The sequence below is a fragment of the Paralcaligenes ureilyticus genome (assembly GCF_004346225.1).
Classification (GTDB): domain Bacteria; phylum Pseudomonadota; class Gammaproteobacteria; order Burkholderiales; family Burkholderiaceae_B; genus Paralcaligenes; species Paralcaligenes ureilyticus.
In genome coordinates this window covers 53,694-65,306 of record NZ_SMAJ01000006.1, presented here as the reverse complement: position 1 = coordinate 65,306, position 11,613 = coordinate 53,694, and the positions used below count along the sequence as shown (strand labels likewise).

At 57.1% G+C, this 11,613-nt stretch carries 13 protein-coding genes; 4 read left to right on the top strand and 9 right to left on the bottom strand.

The annotated features are described in order from the left end of the window. Positions 1 to 26 precede the first annotated feature (26 nt). From EDC26_RS09845 to EDC26_RS09825, 5 genes are all read right to left on the bottom strand, one after another. The gene (locus EDC26_RS09845) at positions 27 to 551 is read right to left on the bottom strand and encodes a carboxymuconolactone decarboxylase family protein (RefSeq protein WP_132582042.1); all 525 of its coding nucleotides are present in this window, start codon (positions 549 to 551) and stop codon (positions 27 to 29) included. Between the two features lie 29 nt (positions 552 to 580). Next, complete coding sequence (locus EDC26_RS09840; RefSeq protein ID WP_132582040.1) at positions 581 to 1,258, bottom strand: ABC transporter permease subunit; 678 nt, start codon at positions 1,256 to 1,258, stop codon at positions 581 to 583. Positions 1,259 to 1,260: 2 nt separating this feature from the next. Beyond that, positions 1,261 to 1,989, bottom strand: coding sequence for an amino acid ABC transporter permease (locus EDC26_RS09835; RefSeq protein ID WP_132582038.1), 729 nt, complete (start codon positions 1,987 to 1,989; stop codon positions 1,261 to 1,263). Between the two features lie 65 nt (positions 1,990 to 2,054). Beyond that, positions 2,055 to 2,978 carry a transporter substrate-binding domain-containing protein gene (locus EDC26_RS09830; RefSeq protein ID WP_132582036.1) on the bottom strand — a complete coding sequence of 308 codons (924 nt, stop codon included), beginning with the start codon at positions 2,976 to 2,978 and terminating at the stop codon, positions 2,055 to 2,057. 64 nt (positions 2,979 to 3,042) lie between these two features. Then, on the bottom strand, positions 3,043 to 4,371 hold the full coding sequence (locus EDC26_RS09825) for an aspartate aminotransferase family protein (protein WP_132582034.1): 1,329 nt from the start codon (positions 4,369 to 4,371) through the stop codon (positions 3,043 to 3,045). 182 nt (positions 4,372 to 4,553) lie between these two features. Here EDC26_RS09825 and EDC26_RS09820 point away from each other — a divergent pair, with 182 nt between their 5' ends. Together EDC26_RS09820 and EDC26_RS09815 are read left to right on the top strand one after the other, a co-directional pair. Beyond that, positions 4,554 to 5,432 carry a MurR/RpiR family transcriptional regulator gene (locus EDC26_RS09820; protein ID WP_132582032.1) on the top strand — a complete coding sequence of 293 codons (879 nt, stop codon included), beginning with the start codon at positions 4,554 to 4,556 and terminating at the stop codon, positions 5,430 to 5,432. 13 nt (positions 5,433 to 5,445) lie between these two features. Continuing rightward, the gene (locus tag EDC26_RS09815; RefSeq protein WP_481859724.1) at positions 5,446 to 6,561 is read left to right on the top strand and encodes a C45 family autoproteolytic acyltransferase/hydolase; all 1,116 of its coding nucleotides are present in this window, start codon (positions 5,446 to 5,448) and stop codon (positions 6,559 to 6,561) included. A 108-nt stretch (positions 6,562 to 6,669) separates the two neighbouring features. Here EDC26_RS09815 and EDC26_RS09810 read toward each other — a convergent pair whose 3' ends face one another. After that, positions 6,670 to 7,215: a cob(I)yrinic acid a,c-diamide adenosyltransferase gene (locus tag EDC26_RS09810; protein WP_132582028.1), complete on the bottom strand. Its 546-nt coding sequence runs from the start codon at positions 7,213 to 7,215 to the stop codon at positions 6,670 to 6,672. A 3-nt stretch (positions 7,216 to 7,218) separates the two neighbouring features. Further along, positions 7,219 to 7,653, bottom strand: a complete 435-nt coding sequence (locus EDC26_RS09805; protein ID WP_132582306.1) for a GNAT family N-acetyltransferase — start codon at positions 7,651 to 7,653, stop codon at positions 7,219 to 7,221. 250 nt (positions 7,654 to 7,903) lie between these two features. Here EDC26_RS09805 and EDC26_RS09800 point away from each other — a divergent pair, with 250 nt between their 5' ends. Then, positions 7,904 to 8,170 (top strand): copper-binding protein, encoded by a 267-nt coding sequence (locus EDC26_RS09800; RefSeq protein WP_243700874.1) that lies wholly within the window; start codon positions 7,904 to 7,906, stop codon positions 8,168 to 8,170. Positions 8,171 to 8,442: 272 nt separating this feature from the next. After that, a complete protein-coding gene (locus EDC26_RS09795; RefSeq protein ID WP_132582024.1) occupies positions 8,443 to 9,558 on the top strand; it encodes an LPS O-antigen chain length determinant protein WzzB in 1,116 nt (371 codons plus the stop codon). A gap of 156 nt (positions 9,559 to 9,714) precedes the next feature. On the opposite strand, the gene hslU is transcribed toward EDC26_RS09795, so the two are convergent. Together hslU and hslV are read right to left on the bottom strand one after the other, a co-directional pair. Then, the gene (hslU, locus tag EDC26_RS09790; protein ID WP_132582022.1) at positions 9,715 to 11,046 is read right to left on the bottom strand and encodes an ATP-dependent protease ATPase subunit HslU; all 1,332 of its coding nucleotides are present in this window, start codon (positions 11,044 to 11,046) and stop codon (positions 9,715 to 9,717) included. A gap of 17 nt (positions 11,047 to 11,063) precedes the next feature. Further along, complete coding sequence (hslV, locus tag EDC26_RS09785; RefSeq protein ID WP_132582020.1) at positions 11,064 to 11,597, bottom strand: ATP-dependent protease subunit HslV; 534 nt, start codon at positions 11,595 to 11,597, stop codon at positions 11,064 to 11,066. Between the last annotated feature and the right edge of the window lie 16 nt (positions 11,598 to 11,613).

Sequence of the window (11,613 nt, the reverse complement as noted above, 5' to 3'; positions counted from 1 at the left end):
GTAGCGGCAGCCCTTGTGGCTGCCATTCAACGCTCGTCATCCGAATGGATTTCCAGCGCCTCGAGGAAGCGCGCCACCATGTTGTAGGTGGCGATAGTAGCGGTCAGCTCGACCAGCCGCTTGGCGTCGAAATGCGGTTTGACGGCCGCGAAGACCTCTTTGGGTACGTGCACGTGGCGCGTCATGGCATCGGTGTAGGCCAGCACGGCGCGTTCCTGTTCGTTGAAAACCGTCGATGCTTCCCACTGGTCGAGTGCGTCAAGCTGCCCTTGCGTCATGCCTTCTTTGAGTGCAATGGGGGCGTGCTGGTCGGCTTCGTACGGCGCGCCGTTCAGGATTGCGATGCGCATGATGACCATTTCACGCAGTTTGCCCGGCAATGTGCTGCGTTGCCGGATTCCGGTCAAGTGGCTGAGCCAGCCGCGCGCCACTTCTGGGCTGTGCAGCAGCATTTGGTATAGATGCAGAACGCTTCCGCGCTCGGCTACGATTTGCTCGACGAGCGGCCTGACGTCGGGGTGGTTCAGGTCGGCGTAGGGGAGGCGGGCCATGGTTGTCCTTTCTGGGTAGAGATCGATGATCAGATGTTATGTTGGTAGCGCTTTACGACTAAAGACACTGAATAGCAGATAATAAAGTACACGGCGCCGACAAAGAACAGGGCTTCGACCACGGCGCCGTTGCGCTCGCCCACACCGTAGGCCTGGCCGAAAAAATCGGCCAGGGCAATGACATAGACGAGTGATGTGTCCTGGAACAGAATGATGCCCTGGGTCAGAAAGAGCGGCAGCATATTGCGAAAGGCCTGCGGCAAAATAATCAGGCGCATGGATTGGGAATAGGTCATGCCCAGCGCGAACGCGGCGTGTTGCTGACTACTGGAAATGCTTTGAATTCCGGCGCGGATAATTTCCGAATAGTAGGCTGCTTCATACAGCGCAAAGGCGACCAGGGCCGACACCAGGCGCATGTCGGTGGCGCCTGACAGCCCAAACAGCGACTGCAGAAAGTCCGGTACGATCAGGAAAAACCACAGCAGCACCATGACCAGAGGCACCAGGCGAAATATAGTGACATAAGTGGCCGCCAACACGTTCAAGGTTTTGTAGGACGACAAGCGCATCAGTGCGATCAGCGTGCCCCAGACGATGCCTGCCGCCATCGCCGTAAAGGTAATTTGCAGCGATACACCCATGCCGCGGCCCAATAGGTTGAACGTGCTTTGGTTTAGCCAGCCGAAATCGAATCCAAAGATCATGGTTATTTCCTGAACGACAGGCCGGGGATGTAGCAAAGCCGCTCGATCCGCCACATGATCGCCATGACGCACAGGCTGATCAGGGCGTAGAGCAACGTGACAGCCATAAATGACTCGTAAGAGTGGGCCGTGTAGTCGACCAGTTGGCGCCCCTGCGCGGCCAGTTCCATGAGCCCTATGGTCGAGGCGATTGCCGAGTTCTTGAATATGTTCAGGAATTCGGACGTAATGGGAGGCAGCACGATGCGAAATGAGACAGGCAACAGCACGTATCGATAGGTCTGGAGCAGCGTTAATCCGTTGGCCAGGCCCGCGTTTTTCTGGCCGCGCGGCAAGGCATTGATGCCCGAGCGCACCTGCTCGCAGACCCGCGCGGCGGTGAATACCCCCAGACAGATCATGGCCGCCAGAAACTGCTGAACAAAAGGCGGCAGTTGCTTGAATTGTTCGCCATAAGGCATGAGCTCGGGCACCGCGAAATACCAGATGAAAAACTGCACCAGCAGCGGTACATTGCGAAACAGCTCAACATAGGCGGCGCCGATGGCGCGGCAGGCGCGATTGGGCAGGGTGCGCATGACGCCCAGCGACGTGCCCACGACAAGGGCGATCAACCACGCCGACAGCCCAAGCATCAGCGTGACTTCGAAGCCCGACAGCATCCAGTCCAGGTAAGTCTGGTTTTTGGAGGCGTGCTCCAGAAAAACGCCCCAATCCCATTTGTATGACATAGTGTGCTCGCAATAGAGGCTAAGCGGCGCCGGAGGCCGGCGCCGCTTATGGCACTACCGTGCTTTTAGTTGATGGCTTGATCGTTAGGGTTCGCGTACGCCTTTTTCACCAGGTCGCTCATGGGCATATGGAAATTGCTGCCTTTGGGGGGCACCGGGTTCATGAACCATTTGTCGTAGAGCTTGGCCATTTCACCGCTTTTCATCATACCGGCGATGACGCCGTCGACGACTTGCTTAAAGACAGGGTCGCCCTTTTTCATGAAGAAGCCATAGGGCTCCACCGACTGCGAAGTCCCTACAATTTCCCAATCGTTGGGGTTGCGCGCCAGCGTGCGGGCGCCCGAGAGCAACACGTCGTCCATCATAAAAGCGGAAACACGGCCGGATTGCAATATCAGGAACGCTTCGGCATATTCCTTGGCGCTTTGTATGGTGATGTTGGCGTTTTGCTCATCGTTCATTTTGCGCAGAATCTTTTCCGAGGTTGTGCCGGCCAAGGTCACCACCGATTTGCCGCGAATATCCTTGAAATCTTTGATGCCGCTTTTCTTGTTGACCAGCAGGCGGGTGCCGGCGACAAAATAGGTATCGGCAAAGGTGACCTGTTCCTGGCGTGCTTTCAGGTTGGTGGCTACCCCGCAGGCCAGGTCGACGGTCCCGTTTTGAACCAGAGTAAGTCGATTTTGAGGCGTGAGCGGCATCAGCCGGACGGGTAAATCGGGTTTCTGGACGTCTGTTTTGATCGTGGCGATGATCTGGTTGCAGATGTCCTGCGCAAAGCCTATGGGTTTCTGATTTTCGTCGTAGTAAGAAAATGGAATTGACGACGTTCTATGGCCTATGACCAACACATTATTGGTTTTGATCTTGGTCAGCGTGGGGCTTTTGCTGACGTCCACGGCTGCCTGCGCGGCCATCGTGAACGAGAGCAGACCCAGCGTGGCTCCCAGTACGGCGGTCTTGATCGATAGTGATTTTTGTTTCATTACCTGTCTCCTGTTGTTGCTGAAAATATGAATGCGGCCGTTCGCAGGGCTGTCGGCCCAGGCCTTATTTGGCCGGCACGATGTCCTGCACGGTCTGTACGAAGCGGTTGACGATTTCACTGATGTTGGCTGCGGTGCAAATAAAGGGCGGCGCGAGCAGTACGTGGTCGCCGTGGATGCCGTCGATGGTGCCGCCCGATGGGTACATCATCAGGCCGTTGTGCATGGCCTGGGTCTTTAATTGGCTATTGATTTTCAATGCAGGATCGAAGGGAGCTTTGGTGTTTTTGTCTTGCACGAACTCCACCCCCGTGAACAGGCCGCGGCCGCGAATGTCGCCGATGTAGGGGTGGCCGTCCAGAGCGCTGTGCAGCTCGGTGCGCAGTTGCTCGCCGCGTGCCAGTACGTTTTTCAACAGATGTTCCTTCTGGATGACTTGCTGCACGGCCAATGCGGCGGCGCACGCGGTTGCGTGGCCCATATAGGTGTGTCCGTGCTGGAAAAAACCGGTGCCGCCGGTGATCGCGTTGTAGATTCGGTCGCTGGCGATCATGGCGCCTATAGGTTGATAGCCTGCGCCCAGGCCTTTTGCAATGGTGATGATGTCGGGCACGACCTGGTCCTGGTCGCAGGCGAACAGGTGGCCGGTGCGGCCCATGCCGGACATGACTTCGTCCAGAATCAGCAACACGCCATGGCGATCGCACACTTGCCGGATACGCTGCAGATAGGTTTTGACCGGGGGTACGGCGCCGGCTGTGGCGCCCACCACCGTTTCGGCCACAAAAGCGGCGACGTTTTCGGTGCCCAATTCGAGAATTTTTTGCTCAAGCTCATCGGCCAGCCGCGTGGCGTATTGCTCTTCGCTTTCGTGGGCCAGTTGGTCGCGGTAAGCGTAGCAGGGCGACACGTGGTGGGCGGGCACCAACAAGGGCAGGAATGGCTTGCGCCGTGTGGCATTGCCGCCGATGGCGAGCGCTCCAAGCGTATTGCCATGGTAGCTTTGGCGTCGCGCAATAAAGTATTTGCGCGATGCCTGCCCGGTCTCCACAAAATATTGGCGTGCAAGCTTGAGCGCGGCTTCAATCGCCTCGGAGCCGCCCGACAGGAAATAAACGTGGTTTAGCTCCCCGGGGGCATGCTGCTGCAGAAAATCCGCCAGATCTTCGGTCACTTGCGTGGTGAAAAACGAGGAATGGACATAAGCAATCTGGTCAAGCTGCTTTTTGATGGCTTCGATGATGGCCGGGTGACCGTGGCCCAGACACGAAACGGCAGCGCCGCCCGATGCGTCGATATAGCTTTTGTTGTTCTGGTCGAAAACTTCTATGCCTTGTCCGCGCACGGCGATATCAAGATGCTTTTTGGGGTTGCGGTGGAAAACATGGGTCATGGCGGTGCCTGGCTGATAATGAGGTGGTAATTCAACAAACGTTTCTTATATAATATACAAAGAAACAAATAAATCAAACCAATTTCTGTGTAACAAGGTATTGTCAGAAACGTGCTGTTTTCAAAACTTGACTTGGCTTTAATCGCTGTACTCTACAAACTGTTGTTTTTTCCGCTCATATCATGATGAATCAAAAAAATAGTCCGCCGCAGCATCTCGATGCCCTGGTCGCGTTGGTACGGCAGGAGTTTCCATCCATGACCCAGCAGTTCCAGGTGGGCGCGAAGTATCTGACCGATTTCCCGGCCGAAGTACCGATTTCGTCCATGCGCAAGATCGCCCGGCAGGCTCAGGTACAGCCGGCAACGCTGGTGCGTTTGGCCCAGCACCTGGGATTCGACGGATGGGAGTCGCTAAAGGAGGTGTTCGTCCAGTCTTTCCGCCAGACGCCCAAGTTGTATACCCTGCAGGCTAAAAAGGTGGTTCGCTCGAAAAGCCCGCAGGCCATGATAGGCAAAGCGCTGGCGGTGCAAGCCTGCAATCTGGCTTCGCTGGAAGAGTTGAACGCAGGGCGCATGCCGGTGGCGGTGGATTTGCTGGCGAGCGCCCGCTTTGTCCATGTGGCGGGCTTTCGCGCTTGCTTTGCACCGGCGTTCAGCTTCCACTATTTGTACAGACTCTTTCGTTCGACGGTGGGCATGCTGCGTGGCGATGTGGGTACGCTGGAAATGGAGTGTCGTGCGCTCGCGGCTGACGATATCCTGGTCGTGATGAGTTTTGTGCCGTATTCGCACGAGTCCTTGCAGGTGACACAGGCGGCGCATAAGGCGGGCTGCAAGGTGTTGGCGATCTGCGATAGCGTGTTGGCGCCCATTGCCTTGAAGGCCGATGCAATTTTGCTTTTTTCCACCGACACGCCTTCGTTTTTCCCCTCCCTGACTTCGGCCCAGGCTCTGATTGAGGTATTGATCGAGCAGTTAGTGGTTAAAAGCGGTAAACAGGCCGTGGGCCAGATTGAACGTACAGAAATGCAGTTGCATCAGACAGGCGCGTATTTGTAAAGGCGGAATGCATATGCTTTCTAGAATCGAATTGACGGGCACGCCGTTCGAAGTGGGCCATTCCCTGGGCAAGTTTGGCGCAACCGTTGCGCATTCGTATCTGGTTTCGTCCGCGCCTTGGCAAAGCGTCATGGCCTGGAAGGGGCGGTCTGCGGCGCAGGCCATGGTCAGCCTGATACAGCAGCGTTTTTCCCGGATTTGGGAGGAGCTCGGCGGCCTGGCGGCGGGGCTCGAGCTGCCCGTAGAAGAGGTGGCGTTGTGGAATTGCCGTGGCGATGTATGGGCCATGGCCCCCGATGGATGCACGACGGTGCAACTGCCGTCGGCGCCGAGCCCGCGCATGACGCACAACGAAGACGGCGATCCCGGGTTTGCAGGATTTTGCGCCATCGCCGAGGTGGCCATCGATCAAGGCTCGCGGTTTGCTTCTTTTGTGTATCCAGCCTCCCTGCCCGGGCACACCTTTGCCGTGACCGAGGCGGGCCTGGCGATGACGGTCAATAATTTGCGGTCTCGCGATGTGGCGGTCGGCGTACCTCGCATGATCCTCACGCGTGCGCTGCTGGACCAACCCGGCGTTCCCGCGGCATTGGATTTACTGCGTCAAACGCCGCGTGCTGGCGGCTTTCACTTAACCCTGGCGCAGCGTGGCCATGCCGACCTATGGAGTGTCGAGTTCAATGCGGCAGGGGTATCGGCGAAGCGCATACAGGCGCCGGCCTTGCATGCCAATCATGCGATTCATGCCGATTTGCGCGATTTTCCGCAAATCATTACAGAATCTTCGCGTTGTCGCCAGATGCGCGGCGATGCGATGCTGGACGAGGCGGTGCGCGGTGCGTCTATGGCTGGTTCGCACGATGGTGAAAATCGGGAGCCTCGGGGGCGAGACGCGCGCAAGGCCGGCCCAGCGAAAGGGCCTGCGGTCGATCCCCTGGCTATCCTGGCCGACCAGCAGAACGCGGAATTCCCGATTTACCGCAATGCGCCCAACGATAGCGATGCCGAGAACACCATGGCCACCGCCGACATCCGCGTAGAAAACGAGGCGGTGCGTTGGGACGTCTATGAACGCCCGGGCGAGCCGCCGCGGTTTCGGTTGCGTGACGCGCGGGTGTGTGCGATGTGAAGAAAGATGGGTTCAATGTGACGAAAATGGCAGCCACAAGGGCTGCCCCTACAAACCCTCCAGTCAATCATGTAGCGCCACCCCTTGTGGGTGGCAAAACCCTGGCAATCACCCGTCCCGGCCCCACAAGACATCGGCTCCGCCTTGCGTTTTGTTAAGCACCCGCGCCAATACGAAACACAGATCGGATAGCCGGTTCAGATACTGTTTGACAGGCGGGCTGATCGTTTCGTGCTGGTTCAACGTGAGCACGGTTCGCTCGGCGCGACGGCATATGGTGCGCGCCATATGCGCCAGTGCTGCGGCACGGCTCCCGCCGGGCAGGATGAATTCTTTTAACGGCCCAAGTTCAGCGTTGTAGTGCGCCAGCGCCTGATCCAGGCGCAGCACGTGTTCCGTTGACAGCGCGGTGTGGCCGGGGATGCATAGCTCGGCACCCATATCGAACAGGTCGTTTTGTATGCGCGCCAGCAAGGTATCGATGGCTTGGGGCAAAGATTCGCTGCGCAACAGGCCGATGGCGCTATTGAGTTCGTCGACGTCGCCCAGCGCGGCAACGCGCGGTGTGTCTTTGCCGATGCGGCTGCCATCGCCCAGGCCGGTGGTGCCGGCATCGCCGGTACGTGTAGTGATGACAGACAATCTGGTGGCCATGATTCAGGACTCCTTCGCCAGGCGCTGCAGGGCATCGCCCGTTACTCGAACGATACGCCATTCCGGCAATATCTCGGCGCCATGGCGCTTGTAGAAGTCGATGGCATTCTGGTTCCAGTCCAGCACGGTCCACTCGAAGCGCCCGCAATCCTGTTCGACGGCGAGTTGCGCCAGGTGCCGCAACGCCATGCTGCCCAGGCCGCGTCCGCGATGCTCGGGTTGCACGTAGATATCTTCGAGGTACAGGCCGCGCTTGTCGAGAAAGCTGGAGTAGTTGTAAAACCACATGATGTAAGCGATGGGACGGTCCGGCTCGGCGTCGGAGTGAATCACCAGGCAATGCGCCGCCGGTTGCGGGCCGAAAAAACTCGCACGCAGGCTGTCTTGGGTCGCTTTGAATATTTCAGTCAGTTTCTCAAAAACCGCCATCTCCCGCATTAGCGCGTGTATGAACGGGATGTCCGGTTCGCGCGCCGGGCGCAGCCGGTAATGGTCTGACGGGGCACGCTTGTTTACGGGCCTGTCTGAATGCGCTGCCTTTGTTGGGTAACTGTCACTTACGTGTTTCAAGCCGGCTCCTTTGTTTGGCGTTATGCTTGGTTCGCGGATATTGCTCTCGGAATATCGAGGTTTCATGTAAGGAGTTTAAGGCATGTTTTTATCCAATCGACTGGGGCGGCAGGCTGTAATGGCCGGCTTGATGTTGACATCGGTCTATGCCGTGACGGCGCAGGCCCAGCAGGCCAGCGCCTCGGGTGAGGTACGGCGCGTTGACGCGGCGGCGGGCAAAGTGGCCATCAAGCAGGGCGCCATTGCCGATCTACAGTTACCGGCCATGACGCTGATCTATCAGATTGATCCGTCTTTACTCAAAGGCATCCAGCCTGGCGACAAGGTATCGTTTACCGCCAAACGCGAAGGCGGCAAATATATCGTGACGCAGATCAAGAAATAAGGGTGATGGGCGAGCGCCTGGACCGTGAATTATGTAGGGGCAGCCCTTGTGGCTGCCATGTCCGATAAACGAGGGCGCAGGTTATTGCGTAAATGGCAGCCACAAGGGCTGCCCCTACATACGTTTACAGCACATACCATGACCGTATATAGGCGCCTGTTGGCGCCTTTTTGTTGGCTTTCAGTTATCTATAAGCAGAAATAAAAAATACGATTGTGATAACATCTGCATTAAATAATCACAAATGTTATATATTGGATACGCCAACAGCCATGCGCGACTCCGCACAAACGTACTTGCCTCCGGCGGTCGACGACGAAATAGATTTGTTCGAACTCTTCAATATTCTTTGGAACAGGAAATTCGTTATTTTGGCATTTACAGTGCTCGTTACGATTGTGGCGACAGCCTATGCCTTTACGGCCAAGCAAAAATGGACGTCTGTTGCGTACGTCAGCGCGCCTCGCGTCGAGCAAATAAAAGCCTATCTGGAGCAGCGTCGGGCATTGGCACGGGTGGACGGGAACAAGCCGGTCAATACTTTGCCTCTGATTCAGAGCCTGTTTTCCAGCTTTATCGCTTTGAGCTCCGCAGAGAACAACAAGCAAGCGTTTTTGTCGGAAAGCCGGTACTACAAGGATTTAGCCGCCAATGCAAAGGCTGGAAATGCCCAGTATTTATTGGTGAACCTAGCTAAGAAGAACCTGCTGGTAAAGCAACCGGGCAAGGATGATATCGCGCCTTACTATGCAATATCCTTTACCGCGGATACGGCCAAAGATGCACAGAGTGTTCTCAGCAACTATATCGCCGCCATCAATAAACAAACATTCCGGCGCGTGGACGGTGAGTTCGGCGATAGCCTCAATGCCAGCGTTCTATCGCGCCAGGCCGAGTTGGCCGATATCGAGTTCAAATTAAAAAGTGCCCGCGAGCAGGAAATCGCCAGCCTGCAGGCGGCACTGCTAACCGCAAATACGGCTGGGCTTAAGGACTACGCCGTTGGGCGAAGTTTTGCGGGGAATACGGTTATTGAACTGAGCGATACGCATCGCTTGTTTATGTTGGGTCAAAAACTTCTAAATGCTGAATTGACTACGGCCAAGACGGCCCCGCTGATCTTTCCGTCCCGTTATTACGAGATCAAGCGCGAGTTGAATTTGCTCGAGCCATTGCTCAAGTATCAGGTTGCGTCATCGTATAGCTACAGCTATCAGCTTGCCCCGACATTACCTCAGACACGGGATGCTCCGAAACGCTCGCTTATCGTTATGTTGGGCCTGATATTGGGCGGCATGCTCGGATGCGGTTGGGTGTTGCTGGGCGAAATGGTTCGCAAGCGTAAAGATACCGAGCCAGGGTCCGTTCCTGCTGCGGCTCTTCAGTAGCAGCACCTCTTGCAGGTGCCGGTTGCCAATGATGGATACGCTTTTGTAGCGGCAGCCCTTGTGGCTGCCATGTTCGATAAACGGGGCGCAGGTTATTGCGTAAATGGCACCCACAAGGGGTGCCGCTACATATGCCCTACAGCACGCTACATCTTCCTACAGCACGTACCTGGCCAGATCCTGGCTGCTGGCGGCTTCCTCGAGCTTGTCGTTGACATAGGCCGCATCGATAGTGATGGTTTTCCCGCTGCTGGCCGAGGCATCGAACGACAGGTCTTCGAGCAGTTTTTCCATGACCGTGTACAGGCGCCGCGCGCCGATATTCTCGGTGCGTTCATTCACCTCGAACGCCAGTTCGGCCAGCCTTTTCACGCCTTCGTCAGTAAATGAAAGCGTGACGTCTTCGGTGGCCAGCAGCGCGCTGTATTGTTTGGTGAGGGACGAATCGGTATCGCACAGAATACGCACGAAGTCTTCCGCCGATAGCGAGTCGAGCTCGACGCGAATCGGGAAGCGTCCTTGCAGTTCGGGTATCAGGTCCGAGGGACGCGACAGGTGGAACGCGCCCGAGGCAATGAACAGGATGTGGTCGGTGCGCACGACGCCGTACTTGGTGTTGACGCTCGTGCCCTCGACCAGAGGCAGCAGATCGCGTTGTACGCCCTGGCGCGATACGTCGGCGCCGGCGTGTTCCTGGCGCGACGCGATCTTGTCGATTTCGTCCAGGAATACGATGCCGTTTTGCTCCGCATTCGTAATGGCGTTGGTGCGCAAATCTTCTTCATTGATACGGCGCGACGCTTCTTCCTCGGTCAGAAGCTTGAATGCTTCTTTGACCGTCATTTTGCGCTGTTTCTTTTTGTCGCGGCCCAGGCCGGCAAACATGCCCTTGAGCTGCTCGGTCATTTCTTCCATGCCTGGAGGAGCCATGATTTCCATTTGCGGCGCGGCCTGGGCGACTTCGATCTCGATTTCCAGGTCGTCGATCTTGTGTTCGCGCAACCGCTTGCGGAAAACCTGGCGAGCCGAATTTTCTTCGCGCTGAGGTTCGCCCTGGGCGTTGCGCGCAGGGGAAATCAGCACGTCGAGAATGCGGTCCTCGGCGGCGTCTTCGGCCTGGGTGCGCACCTGGCGTATTTGTACATCGCGGGTTTGCTTGATCGAGATTTCGACCAGGTCGCGGATGATGGTGTCGACATCGCGGCCCACGTAGCCTACTTCAGTGAACTTGGTGGCTTCAATCTTGATGAAAGGGGCATTGGCCAGTTTGGCCAGGCGTCGCGCGATCTCGGTTTTTCCCACGCCGGTGGGCCCGATCATGAGTATGTTTTTGGGCAGGATTTCGTGGCGCAAGGGTTCGGGCACTTGCTGGCGGCGCCACCGGTTGCGCAGCGCCACCGCCACGGAGCGCTTGGCGCGATTTTGCCCGACAATATTCTTGTCGAGTTCGGAGACGATTTCTCCGGGAGTCATGGTGCTGGCTGACATATGGGCGGTGCTCGGCGTTAAAGAGTTTCGACGATGTGGTTCTGGTTGGTGTAGATGCACAGGTCGCCGGCTATTTCGAGGGATTTTTTAACGATCTCGGCAGGCGCTATTTCGGTATTGTGCAGCAGGGCCAGGGCGGCAGCCTGAGCATAGGCGCCGCCTGAACCGATGGCGGCCAGGCCGTGCTCGGGTTCGAGCACGTCGCCGGTGCCGGTGAGTACCAGCGTATGTTCGTGGTCGGCCACGATCAGCATGGCCTCGAGGCGGCGCAAGGCGCGGTCGGTGCGCCAGTCGCGCGTTAGTTCGACGGCTGCGCGCATCAGGTGGCCCTGATGTTTTTCCAGCTTGGCTTCGAAGCGTTCTTGCAAGGTGAAGGCGTCGGCCGTAGCGCCCGCAAAGCCGGCCAGGACTTTGTCGTGATACAGGCGACGGATTTTGCGCGCAGTGGCCTTGACGACGATATTGCCCAGCGTTACCTGGCCGTCGCCGCCCAACGCAACCTGATTGCCGCGCCGGACGCAAATAATGGTGGTGGCGTGAAATTGTTCCATGTGGCTTTTCCTTTGA

Coding starts and splice junctions, on each gene's coding strand:
- EDC26_RS09845 (WP_132582042.1), bottom strand. CDS start 551: ATGGCCCGCCTCCCCTACGCCGACCTGAACCACCCCGACGTCAGGCCG.
- EDC26_RS09840 (WP_132582040.1), bottom strand. CDS start 1,258: ATGATCTTTGGATTCGATTTCGGCTGGCTAAACCAAAGCACGTTCAAC.
- EDC26_RS09835 (WP_132582038.1), bottom strand. CDS start 1,989: ATGTCATACAAATGGGATTGGGGCGTTTTTCTGGAGCACGCCTCCAAA.
- EDC26_RS09830 (WP_132582036.1), bottom strand. CDS start 2,978: ATGAAACAAAAATCACTATCGATCAAGACCGCCGTACTGGGAGCCACG.
- EDC26_RS09825 (WP_132582034.1), bottom strand. CDS start 4,371: ATGACCCATGTTTTCCACCGCAACCCCAAAAAGCATCTTGATATCGCC.
- EDC26_RS09820 (WP_132582032.1), top strand. CDS start 4,554: ATGATGAATCAAAAAAATAGTCCGCCGCAGCATCTCGATGCCCTGGTC.
- EDC26_RS09815 (WP_481859724.1), top strand. CDS start 5,446: ATGCTTTCTAGAATCGAATTGACGGGCACGCCGTTCGAAGTGGGCCAT.
- EDC26_RS09810 (WP_132582028.1), bottom strand. CDS start 7,215: ATGGCCACCAGATTGTCTGTCATCACTACACGTACCGGCGATGCCGGC.
- EDC26_RS09805 (WP_132582306.1), bottom strand. CDS start 7,653: ATGCGGGAGATGGCGGTTTTTGAGAAACTGACTGAAATATTCAAAGCG.
- EDC26_RS09800 (WP_243700874.1), top strand. CDS start 7,904: ATGGCCGGCTTGATGTTGACATCGGTCTATGCCGTGACGGCGCAGGCC.
- EDC26_RS09795 (WP_132582024.1), top strand. CDS start 8,443: ATGCGCGACTCCGCACAAACGTACTTGCCTCCGGCGGTCGACGACGAA.
- hslU (WP_132582022.1), bottom strand. CDS start 11,046: ATGTCAGCCAGCACCATGACTCCCGGAGAAATCGTCTCCGAACTCGAC.
- hslV (WP_132582020.1), bottom strand. CDS start 11,597: ATGGAACAATTTCACGCCACCACCATTATTTGCGTCCGGCGCGGCAAT.